The 21,732-nt window shown below is 69.0% G+C and carries 16 protein-coding genes, 1 rRNA gene and 1 pseudogene; 10 read left to right on the top strand and 8 right to left on the bottom strand.

Annotated features, from left to right (window positions below):
- Both ACZ7L4_RS24785 and ACZ7L4_RS24780 read right to left on the bottom strand, forming a co-directional pair.
- Positions 1–88: ribosomal RNA gene (locus ACZ7L4_RS24785) — 16S ribosomal RNA — on the bottom strand; the annotation flags it as partial.
- A gap of 641 nt (positions 89–729) precedes the next feature.
- Complete coding sequence (locus tag ACZ7L4_RS24780; protein ID WP_472105582.1) at positions 730–2,118, bottom strand: cation:dicarboxylate symporter family transporter; 1,389 nt, start codon at positions 2,116–2,118, stop codon at positions 730–732.
- A 149-nt stretch (positions 2,119–2,267) separates the two neighbouring features.
- Here ACZ7L4_RS24780 and ACZ7L4_RS24775 point away from each other — a divergent pair.
- Both ACZ7L4_RS24775 and ACZ7L4_RS24770 read left to right on the top strand, forming a co-directional pair.
- Positions 2,268–3,864: pseudogene (locus ACZ7L4_RS24775) on the top strand (ATP-binding protein); the annotation flags it as partial.
- A gap of 525 nt (positions 3,865–4,389) precedes the next feature.
- Complete coding sequence (locus tag ACZ7L4_RS24770; protein ID WP_472105580.1) at positions 4,390–5,070, top strand: response regulator; 681 nt, start codon at positions 4,390–4,392, stop codon at positions 5,068–5,070.
- 12 nt (positions 5,071–5,082) lie between these two features.
- On the opposite strand, the gene ACZ7L4_RS24765 is transcribed toward ACZ7L4_RS24770, so the two are convergent.
- A complete protein-coding gene (locus tag ACZ7L4_RS24765) occupies positions 5,083–6,126 on the bottom strand; it encodes a YncE family protein (RefSeq protein ID WP_472105578.1) in 1,044 nt (347 codons plus the stop codon).
- A gap of 171 nt (positions 6,127–6,297) precedes the next feature.
- On the opposite strand from ACZ7L4_RS24765, the gene ACZ7L4_RS24760 reads away from it, so the two are divergent.
- From ACZ7L4_RS24760 to ACZ7L4_RS24745, 4 genes are all read left to right on the top strand, one after another.
- Positions 6,298–7,665, top strand: coding sequence for an ABC transporter substrate-binding protein (locus ACZ7L4_RS24760; RefSeq protein ID WP_472105576.1), 1,368 nt, complete (start codon positions 6,298–6,300; stop codon positions 7,663–7,665).
- 91 nt (positions 7,666–7,756) lie between these two features.
- Positions 7,757–8,563, top strand: a complete 807-nt coding sequence (locus ACZ7L4_RS24755; protein ID WP_422482633.1) for a carbohydrate ABC transporter permease — start codon at positions 7,757–7,759, stop codon at positions 8,561–8,563.
- A complete protein-coding gene (locus tag ACZ7L4_RS24750) occupies positions 8,564–9,388 on the top strand; it encodes a carbohydrate ABC transporter permease (protein ID WP_472105574.1) in 825 nt (274 codons plus the stop codon). It abuts the gene before it with no gap.
- A 133-nt stretch (positions 9,389–9,521) separates the two neighbouring features.
- Entirely contained in the window at positions 9,522–10,208 is a 687-nt protein-coding gene (locus ACZ7L4_RS24745) for a helix-turn-helix domain-containing protein (protein WP_472105676.1), read from the top strand.
- Between the two features lie 13 nt (positions 10,209–10,221).
- Here ACZ7L4_RS24745 and ACZ7L4_RS24740 read toward each other — a convergent pair whose 3' ends face one another.
- Positions 10,222–11,247, bottom strand: a complete 1,026-nt coding sequence (locus ACZ7L4_RS24740) for a 6-phosphofructokinase (protein WP_472105572.1) — start codon at positions 11,245–11,247, stop codon at positions 10,222–10,224.
- A gap of 310 nt (positions 11,248–11,557) precedes the next feature.
- On the opposite strand from ACZ7L4_RS24740, the gene pta reads away from it, so the two are divergent.
- The 3 genes from pta (at position 11,558) to pyk (ending at position 16,380) form a co-directional block, all read left to right on the top strand.
- Positions 11,558–13,633, top strand: a complete 2,076-nt coding sequence (gene pta / locus ACZ7L4_RS24735) for a phosphate acetyltransferase (RefSeq protein ID WP_472105570.1) — start codon at positions 11,558–11,560, stop codon at positions 13,631–13,633.
- A gap of 27 nt (positions 13,634–13,660) precedes the next feature.
- Entirely contained in the window at positions 13,661–14,875 is a 1,215-nt protein-coding gene (locus ACZ7L4_RS24730; RefSeq protein ID WP_472105568.1) for an acetate kinase, read from the top strand.
- A 74-nt stretch (positions 14,876–14,949) separates the two neighbouring features.
- Positions 14,950–16,380, top strand: coding sequence for a pyruvate kinase (pyk, locus tag ACZ7L4_RS24725; RefSeq protein WP_450817931.1), 1,431 nt, complete (start codon positions 14,950–14,952; stop codon positions 16,378–16,380).
- Between the two features lie 107 nt (positions 16,381–16,487).
- Here the strand turns inward: pyk and ACZ7L4_RS24720 are convergent, their stop codons facing one another.
- The 4 genes from ACZ7L4_RS24720 to ACZ7L4_RS24705 all read right to left on the bottom strand — a co-directional run bounded on the left by ACZ7L4_RS24720 (position 16,488) and on the right by ACZ7L4_RS24705 (position 20,721).
- Complete coding sequence (locus ACZ7L4_RS24720; protein WP_472105566.1) at positions 16,488–17,774, bottom strand: hypothetical protein; 1,287 nt, start codon at positions 17,772–17,774, stop codon at positions 16,488–16,490.
- Positions 17,764–18,330, bottom strand: a complete 567-nt coding sequence (locus ACZ7L4_RS24715; protein WP_385762633.1) for a DUF6114 domain-containing protein — start codon at positions 18,328–18,330, stop codon at positions 17,764–17,766. Before ACZ7L4_RS24715 ends, ACZ7L4_RS24720 begins: the two co-directional genes overlap by 11 nt.
- Positions 18,331–18,486: 156 nt before the next feature.
- Positions 18,487–19,104, bottom strand: coding sequence for a DUF6230 family protein (locus ACZ7L4_RS24710; RefSeq protein WP_472105564.1), 618 nt, complete (start codon positions 19,102–19,104; stop codon positions 18,487–18,489).
- Between the two features lie 645 nt (positions 19,105–19,749).
- Complete coding sequence (locus ACZ7L4_RS24705; protein WP_472105562.1) at positions 19,750–20,721, bottom strand: tetratricopeptide repeat protein; 972 nt, start codon at positions 20,719–20,721, stop codon at positions 19,750–19,752.
- 326 nt (positions 20,722–21,047) lie between these two features.
- On the opposite strand from ACZ7L4_RS24705, the gene ACZ7L4_RS24700 reads away from it, so the two are divergent.
- Positions 21,048–21,710, top strand: coding sequence for a TetR/AcrR family transcriptional regulator (locus ACZ7L4_RS24700; protein ID WP_450817929.1), 663 nt, complete (start codon positions 21,048–21,050; stop codon positions 21,708–21,710).
- The last annotated feature ends 22 nt before the right edge of the window (positions 21,711–21,732 follow it).

Here is a 21,732-nt window from a genome sequence, read left to right as displayed (position 1 = left end):
TCCACCCCGAAGGGCTTCATCGTTCGACTTGCATGTGTTAAGCACGCCGCCAGCGTTCGTCCTGAGCCAGGATCAAACTCTCCGTGAATGTTTCCGGGATATCCCGGTGACACCACGAGAGCGGAACAGTCGGAGGAATAATCCGACCGTTCACAGCGTCCTCGCTGTGTGCCTTCCGAAGAAGGACTTTTCAAAGGAACCTCGTCCCAGCTGATGCTGGAGACGGGGTATCAACAAATTTTGGCGTTGATTTTTGGCACGCTGTTGAGTTCTCAAGGAACGGACGCTTCCTTTGTACTCACCCTCTCGGGCTTTCCTCCGGGCGCTTCCCTTCGGTCTTGCTGTTTTGCGTTTCCGACTCTATCAGATCGTTTTCCGATCCGTTTTCCTCGGTTCCGCTTCGCTTTCCGGCCTTTCGGCTTTCCGGCGAGTCCGACTCTATCAGATCCTTTCGGGCCTGATTCCCAGTCAGCGGGGCTTGTCTTCCCGGCTGTTGGGCCGTTCCGACGTCCCAAACATTAGCGGATTCCCGGCTCCCGAGCGAATCGGGGGTTCGGAATTGAATTCGGGCACGCCGAATAGAATCCCGGTCGGGAGATCGTGCTGTCGGTTGGGGGTGCCGCCCTGTGGGCAACTCGAAGGACTCTACGCCACCTGCCCCCGCGGCACAAAAGCGGGGCCCGGTGCGACGGATCGCACCGGGCCCCGCCTCGCGGAAGCGCTGAGGGGTCAGGCCCCGACCGGCTCCTTCGTCCCGCCGTCACGCGGCGTCGGAACGTCCGAGCCGGAGTCCGAGGAGTCGCCGGAGTCCAGCAGCGTGCGCTCGTCGAAGGGGAGCTCGCCGGCGAGGACACGCTTCACGCGGTCCCGGTCGACCTCTCCGGTCCACGTACCGATGAGCAGGGTCGCCACCGCGTTGCCCGCGAAGTTGGTGAGGGCGCGGGCCTCGCTCATGAAGCGGTCGATGCCGATGATCAGGCCGACGCCGTCGACCAGGCCCGGCTTGTGGGACTGGAGGCCCGAGGCGAGGACCGCGATGCCGGAGCCGGAGACTCCCGCCGCGCCCTTCGACGCGATCATCATGAAGAGGAGCAGACCGATCTGCTCGCCGACGGACATCGTCTGGTCCAGGGCGTCCGAGATGAAGATGGACGCCATGGTCAGGTAGATCATGGTGCCGTCGAGGTTGAAGGAGTAACCGGTCGGGACGGTGATGCCGACGACCGGGCGGGAGACGCCGAGGTGCTCCATCTTGGCGATGAGGCGCGGCAGCGCGGACTCCGACGACGACGTCGAGAGGATGAGCAGGAACTCCCGGCCCAGGTACTTCAGCAGCATGAAGATGTTGAAGCCCGTCGCGAGGCGCATGATCACCGCCAGCACGATGCCGACGAACAGGGCGCACGTGACGTAGAAGCCGACCATGATCGTCAGCAGGGCCTTGAGGGCGTCGAGGCCCGTTTCGCCGATCACTGCCGCCATCGCGCCGAACGCGCCGACCGGGGCGGCCCACATGATCATGCCGAGGACGCGGAAGACGAGCTTCTGGATGTGCTCGATGCCCCGCAGGACCGGCTCGCCGGAGCGGCCCATGGCCTGGAGGGCGAAGCCGACGAGCAGCGCGATCAGCAGGGTCTGGAGGACCGAGTCACCGGTGAAGGCCGAGACCATGGTGGTGGGGATGATGCCGAGGATGAAGTCGACAGGGCCTTCGTTGGCCTCTTCGGCCGCGGTGTGGCCGGCGCCCTTCACGGCCTCGGTGAGGTGCATGCCGTCGCCGGGGTGCAGGAAGTTGCCGACGAGCAGGCCGATGGCGAGGGCCACGACCGACATCACCATGAAGTAGCCGAGGGCGAGGCCGCCGACCTTGCCGATCTTCGCGGCCTTCCGGACCGAGCCGACGCCCAGGACGATCGTGCAGAAGATGATGGGCGAGATCATCATCTTGATCAGGTTCACGAAGCCCGTGCCGATGGGCTTGAGCTCCTTGGCGAAGTCGGGCGCGATGAAGCCGACTGCGATACCGAGCAGCACGGCCACGATCACGGCGATGTAGAGATAGTGGGTGCGGTCCCGCTTCGCTGGTGCGGCTGGTTTCGCGGTCTCTGTCCCGGCCACGGTTCCTCCTGAACGACGGCGTCGGCGTGTCAGTCCCAGTCCGTGCGGCTCACGTCCTGCGAATCTTGGCGACTATCTCTCCCCCCGGTGAGGACCGTCACCCTTCCGTTCATTTAGTTCGTGCTTATACGAGAGGCAGACTGTTGCGCATGCGCCTCCCCCGTCCCCGCAGCCTCGCCGGCCAGCTCTTCGCGATGCAGGTCGTGCTGGTGGCCGTCGTGGTGGCGGGGTGTGCGCTCTTCACGTACGTCAGTGACCGGGGGCAGGCGGAGAACAGCGCGCGGCGCCAGGCCACGGCCACGGCGCGGGCCGTCGCCGACGCGCGGTCCGTGCGCGAGGCGGCCTCCGGCGCCGTGGATCCGACCGCGAGTCTGCAGCCGTACGCGCGTGAGGTGCAGCGGCACACGGGCGTCGACTTCGTGACGATCATGGATCCGGACGGGATCCGCTGGACGCATCCCGACGAGCGGCAGATCGGGGAGCGCTACCTCGGGCACATCGGGCCAGCGTTGAAGGGGCACACGTTCTCGGAGACGTACACGGGGACGCTCGGGGCGTCGGTGCGGGTGGTCACTCCGGTGTACGACGAGGGGCGGCACCGGGTCGTCGGGCTCGTCAGTGCCGGGATCACGGTCGATGTCATCACCGCTCAGGCGCAGGGGCAGGTGCTCGCCGTGGCGGGGGTCGCGCTCGCCGCGCTCGTGCTGGGCGGCATCGGTACGTACGTCATAAACGCCCGTCTGCGTCGGCACACCCACGGGATGAACGCCACGGAGCTGAGCCGGATGCACGCCTATCACCAGGCCGCGCTGCACGCGGTGCGCGAGGGGCTGGTGATGCTGGACGGGCAGCGGCGGGTCGCTCTGATCAACGACGGGGCGCGGGCGCTGCTCGGTGTCGGTGACGACGTGGTGGGGCGGTCCGTGGCCGAGCTGGGGCTGCCGGCGCCGCTCACGGGGGCGTTGCTGGCCGCCGAGCCGCGGGTCGACGAGGTGCATCTGACGGTCGACCGGGTCGTGGTCGTCAATACGTCGCCGGTGGCGAGCGGGGACCGGCGCGGCACGGTCGTCACGCTCAGGGACCACACCGAACTGCAGGCCGTGATGGGCGAGTTGGACTCCGAGCGGGGGTTCACGCGGGCGCTCAGGTCGCAGGCGCACGAGGCGGCGAACCGGCTGCACACGGTCGTCTCGCTGATCGAGCTGGGCCGGGCGGACGAGGCGGTGGAGTTCGCGACGGCTGAGCTGGAGCTGGCGCAGGCGCTGACCGATCAGGTCGTGGGCGCGGTGAACGAGCCGGTGCTGGCGGCGCTGCTGCTCGGGAAGGCGGCGCAGGCCAATGAGCACGGGGTGGAGCTGGTCGTGTCGGACGACACCCGGATCGACGACGGGCTGCTGCCGCAGGCGCTGGCCGCGCGTGACCTGGTCACGGTGCTGGGCAATCTCGTCGACAATGCGGTCGACGCGGCGCAGGGGTCGCCCGGGGCGCGGGTGACGGTGACCGCGCGGGCCGAGGACGACGTGTTGTTGTTGCGGGTGGGCGATACGGGGCCCGGGGTCGATCCGGCGCATGTCGACTCCGTCTTCGAGCGGGGGTGGTCGACGAAGCCGAAGCCCTCCGGGGGTGCGGGTGGGCGGGGGCTCGGGTTGGCGTTGGTGCGGCAGGCGTTGACGCGGTGTGGTGGTGTGCTGGATCTGGGGCGGGCGGTGGAGGGGGGTGCGGAGTTCACGGTTCGGGTTCCGCTTGCCGGTCAAGCCCCTGCGGCGATTGAGCAGCGGGGTCCGGGGCGGAGCCCCGCGGCCGTGACGCCGTCCGGCGCTGAGGACTCGGGGCTCTGCCCCGGACCCCGCGCCTCAATCGCCGGCGGGGCTGAAATTGCGGACACCTGCGCCGCAGCAAGCACGCACACCGCAGAAAATGCGGACACCTGCGCCGCAGCAAGCACGCACACCGCAGAAATTGCGGACACCTGCGCCGCGGGAAGCACCCGCACCGCAGAAAATGCGGACACCTGCGCCGCAGCAAGCACCCGCACCGCAGAAGATGCAGGCACCGGTGATGCAGGTAGCACGCGCACCGCTGAAAGTGCACGCGCCCGCGACGCAGCAAGCACGCACACCGCAGAAAATGCGGACACCTGCACCGTAGGAAGCACCCGCACCGCAGAAGATGCAAGCACCGGTGATGCAGGTAGCACGCGCACCGCTGAAAGTGCACGCGCCCGCGACGCAGGAAGCGCAGAAGGTGTCGGGATCGGTGGGAGTGGGATCCGTGAGTGACCTAGACCGCATCATTCGGGTTCTCGTCGTCGAGGACGACCCCGTCGCGGCGGATGCGCATGCGATGTACGTCGGGCGCGTGCCCGGGTTCACGGCCGTGGGGAAGGTGCACTCGGCGGCGCAGGCCCGGCGGTTCCTGGACCGCAACCCCGTGGACCTGCTCCTGCTCGACCTGCACCTGCCGGACGGCCACGGCCTCTCGCTCGCCCGTTCGCTGCGCGCGGCCGGGCATCAGGCGGATGTCGTCGCCGTCACGTCCGCGCGCGACCTCGCCGTGGTCAGGGAGGGCGTGTCGCTCGGGGTCGTGCAGTACGTGCTGAAGCCGTTCACGTTCGCCACGCTGCGGGACCGGCTCGTGCGCTACGCCGAGTACCGCGCGACGACCGGCGAGGCGTCCGGGCAGGACGAGGTGGACCGGGCGATCGCGACCCTGCGCTCGCCGGCGCCCGCCGCGCTGCCCAAGGGCCTGAGCGCGCCCACCCTCGAGCGGGTCACGCAGACGCTGCGGGACGCGCCCGAGGGCATGACGGCCGCGGCCGCCGCGGAGACGGTGGGCATCTCGCGGATCACGGCCCGCCGCTATCTGGAGCACCTGGTCGACTCCGGCCGTGCCGTGCGCAGCCCGCAGTACGGGCAGGTGGGCCGGCCGGAGCTCGTCTACACCTGGAAGTAGTAGGCGTATGCGCTATTTCCGTACGGCGAACCGAGTCAGCGTGTCCTCGCCCGCCGGGCCCGTGCCCGACTTGTCGACGACGTACGCCGTACCGCGCGTGATCTCCACGTGGTTCGGGTTGGCGCCCGTGCTCACCGTTTTGACCACGGAGCCCTTGCGCGGGTCGACGACTGTGGCGGTCGCGTCGGTGCGGTTGACCGCGACGATCTTGCCGGAGCGGTCGTCGCCCGCCACGGAGATGGTGCCCGCGCCCGTCGGCACCGACTTGGTGACCAGGCCCTTGTTCAGGTCGACGACGGAAACGGTGCCGGCGGTGTTGTCGGCGGTGTAGGCGGTGCGGCCGTTCTTGGAGAGGGTCACGGAGAGGGGGCCGTCGCCGGTCGGGATGAGGCGCGGCTTCGTGGACTTCCGGGTGACCTCGATGAGTTGGTCATTGGTGAGGTCGGCGGCGTAGACCGTGCCGGTGCGGTCGTTGACGGCCAGGCCGGTCGGGCCCGCGCCCTCGACGGTGACGCGCTTCTTCTCGGCGAACGTGCGGCTGTCGAAGCCGACGACGCTGCCGTCGCCGAAGCCGCTCGCCCACACGGTGTCGTGCTTCTCGTCGACGACGACCTCGCGGGCGTGGGCGACGTTCGGCAGCGTGGCGAGGTGGGCGCCGTTCCTCTGGCTGTAGACGGCGACCGAGTTGTCGCGGGTGTTGGTGACCCACACGGTGTTGTGCTCGTCGTCGACCGCGATGCCGTAGACCGCCTCGACGGCGCCGGTGGCGGCGTCCGTGACCGGCGGGGTGTACGTCGCCTCGACCTTCAGCGTGACCGGGTCGAGCTTGGTGAGTGCGGACGTCGTCACCGGGGGACGGCCCACGGCCGACGTCGTCCACAGGGCGTGGTTCCGCTCCGAGTACGCCGACTGGTAGAGGCCTTTGGTGACCGGCGCGGTGGCCGGGGCGGAGGCGGTGGAGGCGCTCGCGGTGCCCGCGGGGGCGAGCGTGGCGCCCGCGACGAGGGCCACGGCGACGGCGGCGGAACGGCGGATCCTGGGGGTGATTCGAGGCATGCTGCGTCAATCTCCTTTGCGGACGGGGGCGTTGCGACGCCACCCGAAGACTAACTTAGCTTAGCCTTACCTAACTTGCACCACCCATTGACCCTGATCGCCACCGCTCATACCTTCACGGCAGCCACGCGAGGCAACGAAGCCCGCGCTGCTCCGTAGGAGGTCGTGCCCGTGCGTCCCACCGCCCCGATCCTCACCGCCACCTTCCTGCTGGCCGCCGCGACGCTCACCGCCTGCGGCGGCGGCTCCGGAAGCGATTCGGACACCATCAAGGTCTCCTTCAAGCAGTCCACGGACAACAAGGTCAAGGTCATGGACGACTACCTGGCCGCGATGAAGAAGAAGTTCGAGAAGGCGAACCCCGGCAAGAAGGTGGAGTTCGTCCCGATCAAGGCGCCGGACGCGGAGTACTACACCAAGCTCCAGCAGATGCTCCGCTCCCCCAGGACCGCCCCCGACCTCGTCTACGAGGACACCTTCCTCATCAACTCCGACATCGCCAGCGGATACCTGAAGCCCCTCGACTCCTATCTGGACAAGTGGAAGGACTGGGGCCAGTTCATCGACACGGCGAAGACCGCCGCGAAGGCCAGGGACGGGAAGACGTACGGCGTCCCGGACGGCACCGACACCCGCGGCCTCTGGTACGACAAGGCGATCCTGAAGAAGGCCGGGATCGCGCTGCCCTGGCAGCCGAAGAACTGGGACGAGGTCCTGGACGCCGCCCGCGCCATCAAGCAGAAGGTCCCCGGCGTCACCCCGCTGAACGTCTACACGGGAAAGCCGGCCGGCGAGGCCTCCACGATGCAGGGATTCCAGATGCTCCTGTACGGGACCGGCGCGGGGACCGCCGACCCGCTCTACGACAAGGGCTCGGGCAAGTGGGTCACCGGCTCGAAGGCGTTCAGGGACAGCCTCGGGTTCGTGCGGACGGTCTTCAAGGAGAAGCTCGGCCCCGACGTCTCCGACGCCCTCGACCCCAACTTCCCCACCCAGGTGCGCGGCGAGCTGCTGCCCGAGGGGAAGCTCGGCATCAACCTCGACGGTTCCTGGCTGCCGCAGGACTGGATCAAGGGCAGCGGCCACGAGTGGCCCGAGTGGTCGAGCAAGCTGGGCCTCGCTCACATGCCGACGCAGGAAGGCCAGGCGCCCGGCAAGGTCTCCATGTCCGGCGGCTGGACCTGGGCGATCCCGTCCAAGGCGGCCAATCCCGACCTCGCCTTCGACTTCGTCAAGACGATGCAGACGAAGGAGAACGCGCAGCGCTGGTACATCGCCAACTCCGGGATCGCGGTCCGCAAGGACGTGGCGGCCGACCCCGCGTACGTGAAGGCGCAGCCCGGCATCAAGTTCTTCACGGACCTCGTGGCGAGCACCCACTACCGGCCGGCCTACCCCGCGTACCCGAAGGTCTCCACGGCGATCCAGGAGGCCATGGAGTCGGTCACGACGGGCGACGCCTCGGTCGACAAGGCGGCGTCGACGTACGACGAGCAGGTGAAGACGGCGACGGACGGAAAGGTCGTCAAGAAGCCGTAGTGGAAGGGGACTTGAGGGAGACAGCAGGCTCACCGTGAACCGTCGCAGAACCGTCCTCCGGCTCGTACCGGTCGCCCCGGCGACCATCCTCATGGCCCTGTTCCTCGCGGGCCCGATCGCGTACTGCGCCTACATCGCCTTCACCGATCTGCAGCTGACCGGGCAGGCGGAGTCGTCCTTCGTCGGCTTCGACAACTTCACGGCTGCGTTCAAGGACGACGCGTTCCTGAACGCCGTGTGGCTGACGCTGGTCTTCACGTTCCTGTCGTCGATCGTCGGCCAGAACACGCTGGGGCTCGCGCTCGCGGCGCTGATGCAGCGCGCATCGAAGCCGGTCAGGACGGTCACCGGGGCGGTCGTGGTGACGGCGTGGGTGCTGCCCGAGGTCGTCGCCGGGTTCCTGCTGTACGCGTTCTTCCGCCGCGAGGGCACCCTCAACGCGATCCTCGACTGGCTCCAACTGCCCGGCCAGAACTGGCTGTTCACGCTGCCGATCCTGGCGGTGTCGTTCGCGAACGTGTGGCGCGGCACCGCCTTCTCGATGCTCGTGTACTCGGCGGCGCTCTCCGAGATCCCGACGGAGGTCACCGAGTCCGCCGAGGTGGACGGGGCGAACGCCTGGCAGCGTCTTTGGCACATCACGCTGCCGATGATCCGCCGCTCCATCGGCACGAACCTGATGCTGAACACCCTGCAGACCCTGTCGGTCTTCGGCCTGATCTGGGTGATGACCCGCGGCGGACCCGGCAATCACAGCCAGACCCTGCCCCTGTTCATGTACGAGCAGGCCTTCCAGAAGAGCATGATCGGCTACGGCACCGCGGTGGCGCTGCTGCTGCTCGTGGTCGGCTCCCTGTTCTCGCTGGTGTACATGCGGCTGCTGCGCACGGAGGACTGAGTGAAGACCCGGATCCGTAGACGACTCTCGGCGGACGCGGCGCTGCTCCTCGTCGCGCTCGCCTTCTCGCTGCCGCTCGCCTGGGTCGTGCTCTCCTCGGTCGACGCGGAGGCGAACCTTCGGGTGAAGTGGCCCTCGGCGTTCACGTTCGGCAACTTCGACGACGTCCTCAAACCCGACGTCACCTTCACGCCGCTGCTCAACTCGCTGATCCTGTGCGGCGGCGCGACGGCCCTCACGGTCGGCTGCGCCGCGCTCGCCGCGTATCCGCTCTCGCGCTACCGCTCGCGCCTGAACAACCCGTTCCTCGCGACGACGCTGTTCGCGACCTGTCTGCCGATCACGGCGGTGATGGTCCCGGTGTACGCGCTGTTCGTGCAGGTGAACCTGATCGACACGATGTCCGGCACGATCTACTTCTTCGCGGCGTCCCAACTCCCGTTCGCCGTATGGCTGATGAAGAACTTCATGGACGGCGTGCCGAAGGAGCTCGAGGAGGCCGCGTGGACGGACGGCGCGAACACCTTCCAGGGGCTCGTGCGGATCGTGCTGCCGCTGATGGGTCCGGGCGTCGCCGTCGTCACCGTGTACTCGTTCGCGATGATGTGGGGGAACTTCTTCGTCCCGTTCATGCTGCTGCTCTCCCCAGACCAGATGCCGGCCTCGGTCAGCATCAACGACTTCTTCGGCAACCGGGGCACCGTCGTGTACGGGCAGCTCGCCGCGTTCTCCATCATCTACTCGACGCCGGTGGTGCTGCTGTACGTCCTCGTGTCGCGGCGCTTCGGCGGCGGTTTCGCGCTGGGCGGGGCGGTGAAGGGCTGAGCGCTCTCGTTCTTGTGCATGAGAACGACAAGCGACAAGTTCCGTCAACAGGTACCAACTTGTCACGCGGGACGCACGGACCGTAGCCAAACGCCCCGTGACCCCCTACTTTGTGCCCGTGCAGCACGAGGCCATGCCCAACCAGCCGACACCACCCTTCAACGCCCCCGCCGCCCGGCGCCTTCGCGAAGCGCTGGGGATGGCGCCGGGGCACGTCGCGTACGGCATGCGTGCCTCGTACGGGCTCGCGCACATCACGCCGGACGTGATCGTCGCCTGGGAGCGGGGCGACGCGGCGCCCACCGCGGGGGAACTCACCGCGCTCGCCGGGGCCCTGTGGTGCTCGCAGAGCGAACTCATCGGCGTGCCGCGGACGCTGCGCGAGCACCGGCTCGCGCTGGGGCTCGCGCCCGAGGACGTGGCCCGCTCGGTGGGCCTGGAGATCCACTCGTATCTGCGGATGGAGGAGACCGGCGACTGGCAGGGCAACGACCGGCAGTCGACGGCGCTCGCCGAGACGCTGCGGCTCACCCCGCGCGCGCTGGCGACGGTGACCGGACGCGACGCGCACCTCGCGGAGCTTCTGCGGGACGCGGCGCGCACGCGCTGGCAGGGGTCCGTGCGGCCGATCGCCCGGCTGGTGCCGGTGCAGCGCCGCGAGCTGGAGGACGTACTGCACGAGATGCACCTGGAGTACCAGGCGCTGATGGCCGCCACGCTGAGCTGGGGCGGTGGCACGTCCCCCGGGGCGGGGGACGCGGGGCGGCAGTTCCTGGAGCGGATCCTGGACGAGTTCTGGTCCAGGATCCGTCATCCGTAACGGCTGTACGGGTCTAGAAGACCGACTCCGCCTCGTCCATCCGGTCCTTGGGGACCGTCTTGAGCTCGGTGACCGCCTCGGCGAGCGGCACCATCGTGATGTCGGTGCCGTACAGCGCGGTCATCTTGCCGAACTCGCCGCGGTGCACGGCCTCCATGGCGTGCCAGCCGAACCGGGTGGCGAGCACGCGGTCGTACGCGGTGGGGGTGCCGCCGCGCTGCACGTGGCCGAGGATGACCGGGCGGGCCTCCTTGCCGAGGCGGCGCTCCAGCTCGTAGGCGAGGGCGGTGCCGATGCCCTGGAAGCGCTCGTGGCCGAACTGGTCGATCTCGCCGGTGCCGTAGTCCATGGTCCCGGGGGCCGGGTGGGCGCCCTCGGCGACGCAGATGACGGCGAACTTCTTGCCGCGGGAGAACCGCTCCTCGACCATTTTGACCAGGTCGGACGGGTCGAAGGGCCGCTCCGGCAGGCAGATGCCGTGGGCGCCGCCGGCCATGCCGGACTCCAGGGCGATCCAGCCGGCGTGCCGGCCCATGACCTCGACGACCATGACGCGCTGGTGGGACTCGGCGGTGGTCTTGAGCCGGTCGATCGCCTCGGTGGCGACGCCGACGGCGGTGTCGAAGCCGAAGGTGCGGTCGGTGGAGGAGATGTCGTTGTCGATCGTCTTCGGCACGCCGACGACCGGCAGGCCCGCGTCCGACAGCATGCGGGCCGCCGTCAGCGTGCCCTCGCCGCCGATCGGGATGAGGGCGTCGAAGCCGATCTCCTCGGCGAGCTGCTTGGCGTTCTCGCAGGCCGCGCGGAACCGGTCGCGCTCCAGGCGGGAGGAGCCGAGGATGGTGCCGCCGCGGGCGAGGATGCCGCTGACCGCGTTCAGATCGAGCGGGCGGTAGCGGCCGTCGAGCAGCCCCGCGTAGCCGTCCTCGAAACCGAGCACCTCGTCGCCGTAGTGCGTGACGGCGCGGTGCACGACCGACCGGATCACGGCGTTCAGGCCAGGGCAGTCGCCGCCTGCGGTGAGAACTCCGATACGCATCGTGCTGTGTCTCCTGCTCGCTACTGGTACGTCGGTGAGCGATGTCGATTGTTCCACGCCCTTGGAGGGGACGCGCTCGCGCTCGGCTGTGCGGGGAGCTTCGGCAGGGGTTCGACGGGCACTTGTACCCGGTGGAAAAGGCCTTCTGTCCGGCGGGCGACCTAGCCACCGCCAGAGGTATTGTCAAGGGGGCACGGCTTCCATTGCGCGCCTTTTTTTGACCCGAAAGAGACCGAATCGACCCGGAAACGCCGGGTCGGTACGCGTAGGACCAGGACGCGTAGAACCACGAGGGAAACGGAGAGCACGCGTGACGCGCAGCGTGTACGTGACCGGGATCGATCGCGGCGACGGCCGCCAGGTCGTGGAGCTGGGGGTCATGGAGCTCCTGACCCGTCAGGTCGACCGGGTGGGGGTCTTCCGGCCGCTCGTCCACGACGGCCCCGACCGGCTCTTCGACCTGCTGAGGGCGCGCTACCGCCTCGCGCAGGACCCGGCGACGGTCTACGGGCTCGACTACCACGAGGCCTCCGCGATCCAGGCCGAGCAGGGCACCGACGAGCTGGTCTCGCGCCTTGTCGACCGCTTCCACCAGGTGGCCCGCGACTTCGACGTCGTGCTCGTGCTCGGCACCGACTTCGCCGACACCCAGCTGCCGGACGAGCTGGCGCTCAACGCGCGGCTCGCGAACGAGTTCGGCGCCTCCGTGATCCCGGTCGTCGGCGGCAAGAAGCAGACCGAGGAGTCGGTGCGCGCCGAGGCCCGCAACGCGTACCGCGCGTACGACGGCCTGGGCTGCGACGTCCTCGCGATGGTCGTCAACCGGGTGGCCCCGGCGGACCGCGAGGAGATCTCGGACAAGCTCGCCAACCGGCTGCCCGTGCCCTGCTACGTGCTGCCCGACGAGCCCGCGCTCGCCGCGCCGACCGTCGCCCAGATCACCCATGCGCTGGGCGGCAAGGTGCTGCTCGGCGACGACTCGGGGCTCGCCCGCGACGCGCTCGACTTCGTCTTCGGCGGCGCCATGCTGCCGAACTTCCTCAACGCCCTGACGCCCGGCTGCATGGTCGTCACGCCCGGGGACCGCGCGGACCTCGTCGTCGGCGCGCTCGCCGCGCACAGCGCCGGGACCCCGCCGATCGCGGGCGTGATCCTGACCCTGAACGAGCGGCCCGGCGAGGCGATCCTCAAGCTCTCCGAGCGGCTCGCGCCCGGCACCCCGGTGATCGCGGTGGCCGGCGGCTCCTTCCCCACGGCGGCCGAACTCTTCGCCATGGAAGGCAAGTTGAACGCCGCGACGCCGCGCAAGGCGGAGACCGCCCTCGGTGTCTTCGAGAAGCACGTCGACACGGCGGGCCTGCTGAAGACGATCCAGGCGCCGTCCTCCGACCGTCTGACGCCGATGATGTTCGAGCACAAGCTCCTGGAGCAGGCCCGCTCGGACAAGCGCCGCGTGGTGCTGCCCGAGGGCACCGAGGAGCGCGTGCTGCGCGCCGCCGATGTGCTCCTGCGCCGCGGCGTCTGCGATCTGACGCTGCTCGGCCCGGTCGAGCAGATCCGCAAGAAGGCCGCCGACCTCGGCGTCGACCTCGCCGACAGCGACATCATCGACCCGCAGACCTCGGCGCTGCGGGAACGGTTCGCCGATGCCTACGCGGCGCTGCGCGCCCACAAGGGCGTCACCCCGGAGCTGGCCCACGACGTGGTCGCCGACGTGAACTACTTCGGCACGCTGATGGTCCAGGAGGGCCTCGCCGACGGCATGGTGTCCGGGTCCGTGCACTCGACGGCCGCGACCATCCGGCCCGCGTTCGAGATCATCAAGACCAAGCCGGACGCCGCGATCGTGTCGTCCGTCTTCTTCATGTGCCTGGCCGACAAGGTCCTCGTCTACGGCGACTGCGCCGTGAACCCGGACCCGAACGCCCAGCAGCTCGCCGACATCGCCACGCAGTCCGCCGGCACCGCCGCCCGGTTCGGCGTGGAGCCGCGGATCGCGATGCTGTCGTACTCCACCGGCACCTCGGGCTCCGGCGCCGACGTCGACAAGGTCCGCGAGGCCACGGAGATCGTCAAGGCGGCGCGGCCCGACCTGAAGATCGAGGGGCCGATCCAGTACGACGCCGCGGTCGAGCCGTCCGTCGCGGCCACCAAGCTGCCCGACTCCGAGGTCGCGGGCCAGGCCAGCGTGCTGATCTTCCCGGACCTCAACACCGGCAACAACACGTACAAGGCCGTGCAGCGCTCGGCCGGCGCGATCGCCGTGGGACCGGTCCTGCAGGGCCTGCGCAAGCCGGTCAACGACCTGTCGCGCGGCGCCCTCGTGCAGGACATCGTGAACACGGTCGTCATCACGGCGATCCAGGCCCAGACCCCGGCCAACTGACCCCCACCACCACCGAAAGCAGTACCCGTGACAGCGACTCGAATCCTCGTCCTCAACTCCGGCTCCTCGTCGGTGAAGTACCAGCTCCTCGACATGAAGGACCACGCGCGGCTCGCCGTGGGCCTGGTCGAGCGGATCGGTGAGGAGACCTCCCGCCTCAAGCACACGCCGCTCGCCACGGGCGGCGGGTCCCGTGAGCAGAACCGGCCGATCGCCGACCACGAGGAGGCGCTCAAGGCGGTCGCCGCGGAGCTGACCGAGGACGGGCTCGGCCTGGACTCCCCCGAGCTGGCCGCGATCGGCCACCGCGTGGTGCACGGCGGCAAGCTGTTCACGCAGCCGACCGTCATCGACGACGCGGTGCTCAAGGAGGTGGAGCGGCTCATCCCGGTGGCGCCGCTGCACAACCCGGCGAACCTGACCGGCATCCGCACCGCGCAGGCGCTGCGCCCGGACCTGCCGCAGGTCGCCGTCTTCGACACGGCGTTCCACACGACGATGCCGGAGTCGGCGGCGCGCTACGCGATCGACGTGAAGACCGCCGACGAGCACCGGGTGCGCCGCTACGGCTTCCACGGCACCTCGCACGCGTACGTCTCCCGCAAGACGGCCGAGCTGCTGGGCAAGCAGCCGGAGGACGTCAACGTCATCGTGCTGCACCTGGGCAACGGCGCCTCCGCGTCGGCGGTCCGCGCCGGGCAGTGCGTGGAGACCTCAATGGGGCTCACGCCGCTTGAGGGGCTCGTGATGGGTACGCGTTCAGGAGACGTCGACCCTGCCGTCATCTTCCATCTGATGCGGGTGGGCAAAATGTCGGCGGACGAGATCGACGACCTGCTCAACAAGAAGTCCGGCCTCATCGGGCTGTGCGGCGACAACGACATGCGGGAGATCCGCCGTCGTATCGACGAGGGCGACCAGGAGGCGAAGCTCGCCTTCGACATCTACGTGCACCGCCTGAAGAAGTACATCGGCTCCTACTACGCGGTGCTCGGCCGGGTGGACGCGGTCGCGTTCACGGCCGGGGTCGGCGAGAACGCGGCGCCGGTGCGCGAGGCTGCGGTGGCGGGCCTGGAGGAGCTGGGTCTCGCGGTCGACGGCGAGCTCAATTCCGTACGTTCCGACGAACCTCGGCTCATCTCCCCCGAATACGCCCGCGTGGCCGTGGCCGTGGTGCCGACCGACGAGGAGCTGGAGATCGCACAGCAGACCTACGCCCTGGTACAGAACCGCAACGACTGAGCGCCCGCCCGCCCATTTGTAGATTCCACCAGACGGAATATTCCGTAGCGAAACAAACCGATAGGATCGCCCCCATGCGCCGTTCCAAAATCGTCTGCACGCTGGGCCCCGCCGTCGACTCCGAAGAGCAGCTCGTCTCGCTGATCGAGGCCGGCATGAACGTGGCCCGCTTCAACTTCAGCCACGGCACCCACGCCGAACACCAGGGTCGCTACGACCGTGTTCGCGCCGCCGCCAAGAAGACGGGCCGCGCCGTGGGTGTGCTCGCCGACCTCCAGGGCCCGAAGATCCGCCTGGAGACCTTCGCCGAGGGCCCCGTCGAGCTGGTGCGCGGTGACGAGTTCACCATCACCACCGAGGACGTCCCGGGCGACAAGTCGATCTGCGGCACGACCTACAAGGGTCTGCCCGGCGATGTCTCCAAGGGCGACCAGGTCCTGATCAACGACGGCAACGTCGAGCTGCGGGTCGTCGAGGTCGACGGCCCGCGCGTGAAGACGATCGTCGTCGAGGGCGGTGTCATCTCCGACCACAAGGGCATCAACCTGCCCGGCGCGGCGGTGAACGTCCCGGCCCTGTCCGAGAAGGACATCGAGGACCTGCGCTTCGCGCTCAAGATGGGCTGCGACATGGTCGCCCTGTCCTTCGTGCGCGACGCGAACGACGTCAAGGACGTCCACAAGATCATGGACGAGGAGGGGCGTCGCGTCCCCGTCGGCGCCAAGGTCGAGAAGCCGCAGGCCGTCGCCAACATGGAGGGCGTCGTCGCGGCCTTCGACTGGGTCATGGTGGCCCGTGGCGACCTCGCCGTCGAGTACCCGCTCGAGAAGGTCCCGATGGTGCAGAAGCGCCTCGTGGAGATGTGCCGCCGCAACGCCAAGCCGGTGATCGTCGCGACCCAGATGATGGAGTCGATGATCACCAACTCGCGCCCGACGCGCGCCGAGGCCTCCGACGTCGCGAACGCGATCCTGGACGGTGCCGACGCGGTCATGCTGTCCGCCGAGTCCTCGGTCGGCGCCTACCCGATCGAGACCGTCAAGACGATGTCGAAGATCGTCTCCGCGGCCGAGGAGGAGCTGCTCTCCAAGGGTCTGCAGCCGCTCGTGCCGGGCAAGAAGCCGCGTACGCAGGGTGGTTCGGTGGCCCGTGCCGCGTGCGAGATCGCGGACTTCCTGGACGGCAAGGCGCTGGTCGCCTTCACCAAGTCCGGTGACACCGCCCGCCGGCTGTCCCGCTACCGCGCGGCCCAGCCGATCCTGGCTTTCACCACGGACGAGGAGACCCGCAACCAGCTCTCGCTGAGCTGGGGCGTCGAGTCGCACGTCGTGCCGCACGTGGACAACACCGACGGCATGGTCGACCTGGTCGACGCGGAGCTGGTGAAGCTGGCCCGCTTCGACGACGGCGACACCGTGGTCATCACCGCCGGCTCGCCCCCCGGCGTCCCCGGCACCACCAACATGGTCCGGGTGCACCACCTGGGCGGCGGCGAGCGCGACTGACGCGTCACCGCGCGCCCGAGCAGCACATGAGCGCATGACAAAGGGCGCCCCCTTGAGGGGGGCGCCCTTTGTCGTATGCGGCTCCCGAACGGGCCTTGAGGCTACGGTCAGCTGTCCTCGACCGTGGTGTGCAGACCGGGCACGTGCAGGGTCCCGCCGAACTGCGAGGCCTGCGTGACCTTGACGTTCGTGAAGAACAGGGTCGGCAGGTTGAGCGGCGGCGGGTTCTTGGCGTTGAACGTCAGCGGAACGAGCCCGAACAGATTGCCCGAGAGCTCCTCCGTGTACATCGTCGTCTGCCCGTCGCGGATGGTGGACGTGGAGCCCTTGTCCGAACGGATGTGGAAGAACTTCCCGTCCGGGCCCGGGGCGATCTGGTGCAGATCACCGATGTCCGTGCCCTTGGAGATGATGTACTTCATGACGCGCTTGGTCGACCCGTCGGCCATCCGGACGTCCACCAGGCCCTTGTAGTCCGCGCCCTTGAGCAGCAGCGAACTGGCCTCCAGCTTCCAGGTCTTGTCCGGAAGCTGGGACGGGGTGTCCTCGTCGGCGCCCGACGCGTCCGTGGCCGCGGGGCAGTTGTCCGGCACATCGCCGGAGCCCTGCGGATCGCCCACGTTCTTGGTCGCGTCCTTGGCCGCGTCCCCCACCTTGTCGGTCGTGTCCTTGACCTTGTCGGTGGTGTCCTTGACCGTGTCGCCGAGCTTGTCGGTGGTGTCCTTGACCGACCCGGTCGTGTCCTTGACCGTGTCGTCCACCTTGTCGGTGGTGCCACCGAGCAGGCCGCCCGATTCCTTCGAGGACGTCGACTCCGACGGCGAGGGAGTCGCGCTCTCGGACTCCTTGTCGTCGGGCGTGAACGCCTTCTTCAGGGCGTCGCCGACGCCCAGCGGGTCCAGCGGGTTCTTGGTCTCGGAGGCCGAGGGCGACGGCGTGGCCGCGTCCCCGCTGTCCGAGTCCTTCGAGTCCGTGGACTCCGAGGCGGACGGCGAAGGAGTCGGGGTCGCCTTCTCCTTCTTGCTCTCGGCGTCCTCGGAGGCGGACGGGGACGGCGTCGGGGTCGGCTTGGCCGACTCCTTGGCCTTGTCCTTGTCCTTGGCCTCGTCGGACCCGTCGTCCTTGTTCGCGTCGATGGCGTCGGCGCACGCCTTGTAGTCGTCGACCGAGAACTTCGTCGGATTGTCCTTGGCCGACGCGAGCGTCGGCGTCAGGCCAAGTCCCATGAGCACGGCCGTGGGCATGGCCGCGATCGCCACCGCCTTGCCCGCGGGCATGTGCATCTTGGTGAACAGATGCTTCTTCGGTGCCGCATGCCGCCGCGCCGCATGCCGCGGCCCGGTTCTCGCACGGGGCTCCGAAGAGCCCTCGTACTGCACCTCGTCAGCCGGCACGGTGCCTCCCGTTCGTCCCGTTGTTCGGGCTCGTCCCTGACACGTCGTCGTTTACGCCCGCGACCTGATAGGTGGCTCCCGCAACCGGCGGCACGACCGGCGCCGCGTCCGGGGAGGACGTGGCCTGGTCACCGCCCTTCCCGGCCGAGTCGTCCTGCTGCTCCGCCGGCGCCCAGGCGATGCCGAGGCCACCACCGACGAGGGAGAGCAGGAAACCGATGACGAAGCCGCCGAAGTTCGAAACCACGAGGGAGACCAGGGCGAGAAGAATCGCCGCGACACCCGCGAACACACGGGAGTGCGGCTGGAACCACATCGTCAGGCCGAGCACGACCAGCAGGACGCCGATGATGAGCGAACCGGCACCGGCCGTGGTCGCCATCTTGATCGTCATGTTGCCGATCGCGAGGTTCGCGTACGGGAAGTACATGATCGGGAGGCCGCCGAGGATTGACAGCAGACCGCCCCAGAACGGGCGCTGACCGCGCCACCCTCGGAACGATTGGCGCATCTGACCAAGCTTGGGGCCCAGTCCTGCGTGCGCTTCGGCGCTCATGTCGTACAGCTCCTCGGGAAAGGCGTTGATCTGTGGTGATGGTGGCTGTCCGGAAACGGGCACGGGGACGACCCCACGTCACTGCGAGTGCCCCCGCGCCCGGCCGTTCAGCACATCAAGTGCCAAGACCCCGGCCCGCACGCGGGCCCTGTGGGCCTAGTAGCACTCGTGCTTGCCCTTCTGGACCTTCATCTTGAGGCCGGAGAGCTTGAAGGTGCCGGCTGTCGTGGCCCACGCCCGCTGCTGGACCTTCTCGAAGTGAACCGAGTCGGCCTGCTGCGCGAACGAGTTCGGGTCCGCCTTGTCGCCCTGGTGGATACCGGGGCCCTTCTTGGCGTCACCCGCCGCCACACCGATGTCGATGTTCTTGAAGGTCGCGTCGGCCTTCAGGTCATCGGCGTCGATGTAGAGGGTCTTGGCCTCGACCGGGGCGCTCTTGTCCGCACCGGCCGACAGCTTCATCGACACATCGCCGAAGACCGGGACGGGGACAACCACCGACTGGCAGAGGTTGTTGATCGTCGCGGTCTTCATACCGACAACGGCGACCGGGTGGTTACCCGTCTTGCCGGAGTCGATGGCTCCGTACTGGACAAAGCCCTTGCCGTCGAGGGAGTCCGCCGTCACCTTGAACGACTGACCCGACACACTGAACGATGCCGCGAGCGCACCCTGGGACAGGGCCACGCCTATCGCGGCGGTCGCCGCGACGCTCGGCACCATGACTACGGCGAACCGCTTCCATCTGGTTCCGCCACGAGTCACGGACTTCATGACTGTTCCTCCTTCTCGGACGTACATCTCCGGCCCTGACTGCCCCTAGAGGCGGCTCAGCCGGGCAGGGATGGGAGAAGTGCTACGTCCTCGGGAAGGAGAGCGCCCGCATCGGAAGTGCTTGGTCTGCACCGCACCTTGATCACCGGCGATCACCCCCGAGCGACAACCACTGGTCGCACCTGAGCCATCACGCGCAACCTGCCGGACAGGCCCAGCCGGACGGCTGAGACCCCCCTGTCCTAGACCGCCGGCGCTCCCCTTGGTTCGCCGTCGACCACCCGGTGGGGACCCAAAAACCCCGCCGCGCGATTGGCTGTCGGACGGTGGGGAGAGGACCGAGCGTGCCCGATCGTGGTGCATTCGCGGCGCAGACACAAGGGGGTTCGTTACTCGCGGGTAACGGACGGATAACCGAACACGTGCGGAGTGACACCGAACAACAACTGAGGGTGCTGTCAACCGAGTTGTTATACAGGTTGAATACGGGACGGAACCGGACAGAAGATCGGGTCCGACTTACTCCAAGTAACAGCGGCCGCGATTACCAAGTTTTGGTAAAACGCGGCCGCTGTGCGCCTCCGGCGACAGAACTTTCACTCCGGCATCACAAGCCGCAGTGTTTAACAACTGGTCACTGACGACTCAGAAGAGAACTCGGGCCAGAGCCGTACGCGCCGTCGTCACGCGCGGGTCGTCGCCGCCCACGACCTCGAACAGTTCGAGCAGTCGTACACGCGCCGCGTCCCGCTCCTCGCCCGCGGTGCGCCCCACCGTCTCGACGAGCCGGCCGAAGGCGTCCTCGACATGACCGCCGACCAGATCCAGGTCGGCCGCCGCGATCTGCGCCTGCACATCGGCGGGCTTCTCGGCGGCGTCCTGGCGGACCCGCTGCGGGTCGAGGCCCTGCACGCGCTGGAGGAGCTGCGCCTGGCCGAGGCCGAGCTTGGCCTCGGTGTTGCCGGGGTCGTCGGACAGGACGTTCTTGTACGCCTGCACGGCGCCGTCGAGGTCGCCGGCGTCCAGCGCCTGCACGGCCGCTTCGAGGAGTGCGTCGTAGGGGCCCGCCGGGGGCTCCTCCACGACCGGCGCCTCGCCCTCCGCCTGCGGGTCGACCGCGATGCCGGTGAGCCCGAAGCGCTCCTCGGCGACCTGGATCAACTGGTCGAGCGTGCCCCGGATCTGGGACTCGGGAGCGGCGCCCTGGAAGAGCGGGAGGGCCTGACCCGCGACGACGGCGAAGACAGCCGGGATCCCCTGGACCCCGAACTGCTGCATCAGCATCTGGTTGGCATCGACATCGATCTTGGCGAGCACGAAGCGGCCGCTGTACTCGGCGGCGAGCCGCTCGAGCAGCGGGCTCAGCTGCTTGCAGGGCTCGCACCACTCGGCCCAGAAGTCGATGACGACGGGCACCTCGGCGGAGCGCTGCAATACGGCGCTTTCGAAGTCCGCCTCCTGGACGTCGATGACCAGGCTCGACGGCGGTACGGCACCGCCACCGCCCTGCCGGGCCTGCTCGGCGCGCGTCTGCTCCGCCTTCGCCTTGGCCTCCTGGGCCGCCTTCACCGCGGCGAGGTCGACGACTCCGCTCATGGACATGTTCCGTGGCTGCATGCGTACAGTCTCCCCCTTCCGCGGACAGTTGTGGGCCGGGTCCTGCCCCGTGCACCTCCCGCCGGAATGCGAGACGCATCTGGAGGCACGGAGCGGACTCGGCCTGGTGTGCTTTCGGCGCCGGGTCCCCACCCGGCACCTGTGTGGTTGCCGCTCGTCCGGGCCGCCTCGGGGTGCAGATCCGGGACGCTCGTACGAGTTCGAGCTTTCGCTACGCCTCGTAGCGTAACTGCCATGGGCGGGACGCGGGAACCGGGCCCCCGTGATCACCCGGTGATCTGCCTCACGCGATCTTTCGGCCGTACCCGCCGGTATGGTCGACGACCATGCAGAGCCGCACGCCGTCTCCCTCGTCCCCTTCGTCTCGCCCCTCTCCCCCTGCCAACGTACGGACGGGGCGTCCGCGTTCCGCCGCGGCGGACGAGGCGATCCTGGAGGCGACGCGGGCCGCGCTCGTGGAGCTCGGCTGGTCGAAGCTGACGCTCGGGGACGTGGCCACGCGCGCGGGTGTCGCGAAGACGACGCTGTACCGGCGCTGGCCGGGCAAGAGCGAGCTCGTCGTGGACGCGGTCGCGGTCCTCTTCGACGAGCTGGAGCTGCCCGACCGGGGCTCGCTCGCCGCCGATGTGGAGGGCGTGGTGCGGCAGTTCGCGGCGATCCTGGACCGGCCCGAGACGAAGACGGCGCTGATGGCCGTGGTCGCCGAGTCCACCCGTGACGCGCCGCTGCGGGACCGGATCCGGACGTCGATCGTCGACCGCCAAAAGCGGCTCGTCCTTGAGGGACGGGCGCGGGCCGAGCGCCGCGGGGAGCTCCCGCCGGCCCCCGACCCGGCCGCCGCCGCGGCCACGGCGGATCTCATCTACGACGTGGCGGCGGGGGCGGTCGTGCACCGCACCCTGGTGAGCGCGGAGCCGGCCGACGCGGAGTGGGTGCGGCGGTTCACGGCGCTCCTGCTGGGAGGGCTGGCGGCCGCCGCCACCGACTAGCTGGTCTACGTTCTCCGGGTGC

The sequence above is a fragment of the Streptomyces sp. NPDC107575 genome, assembly GCF_055657265.1.
The sequence above is the reverse complement of the archived record's forward strand: the minus strand, read 5'-3'. Positions and strand labels throughout refer to the sequence as shown.

Bases quoted from the DNA above. Each gene is read 5' to 3' on its own strand.
- ACZ7L4_RS24755 (WP_422482633.1), top strand. From the start codon at position 7,757: ATGGCCCTGTTCCTCGCGGGCCCGATCGCGTACTGCGCCTACATCGCC.
- pyk (WP_450817931.1), top strand. From the start codon at position 14,950: ATGCGCCGTTCCAAAATCGTCTGCACGCTGGGCCCCGCCGTCGACTCC.
- ACZ7L4_RS24710 (WP_472105564.1), bottom strand. From the start codon at position 19,104: ATGAAGTCCGTGACTCGTGGCGGAACCAGATGGAAGCGGTTCGCCGTA.
- ACZ7L4_RS24745 (WP_472105676.1), top strand. From the start codon at position 9,522: ATGCCCAACCAGCCGACACCACCCTTCAACGCCCCCGCCGCCCGGCGC.
- ACZ7L4_RS24765 (WP_472105578.1), bottom strand. From the start codon at position 6,126: ATGCCTCGAATCACCCCCAGGATCCGCCGTTCCGCCGCCGTCGCCGTG.
- ACZ7L4_RS24740 (WP_472105572.1), bottom strand. From the start codon at position 11,247: ATGCGTATCGGAGTTCTCACCGCAGGCGGCGACTGCCCTGGCCTGAAC.
- ACZ7L4_RS24705 (WP_472105562.1), bottom strand. From the start codon at position 20,721: ATGCAGCCACGGAACATGTCCATGAGCGGAGTCGTCGACCTCGCCGCG.
- ACZ7L4_RS24700 (WP_450817929.1), top strand. From the start codon at position 21,048: ATGCAGAGCCGCACGCCGTCTCCCTCGTCCCCTTCGTCTCGCCCCTCT.
- ACZ7L4_RS24715 (WP_385762633.1), bottom strand. From the start codon at position 18,330: ATGAGCGCCGAAGCGCACGCAGGACTGGGCCCCAAGCTTGGTCAGATG.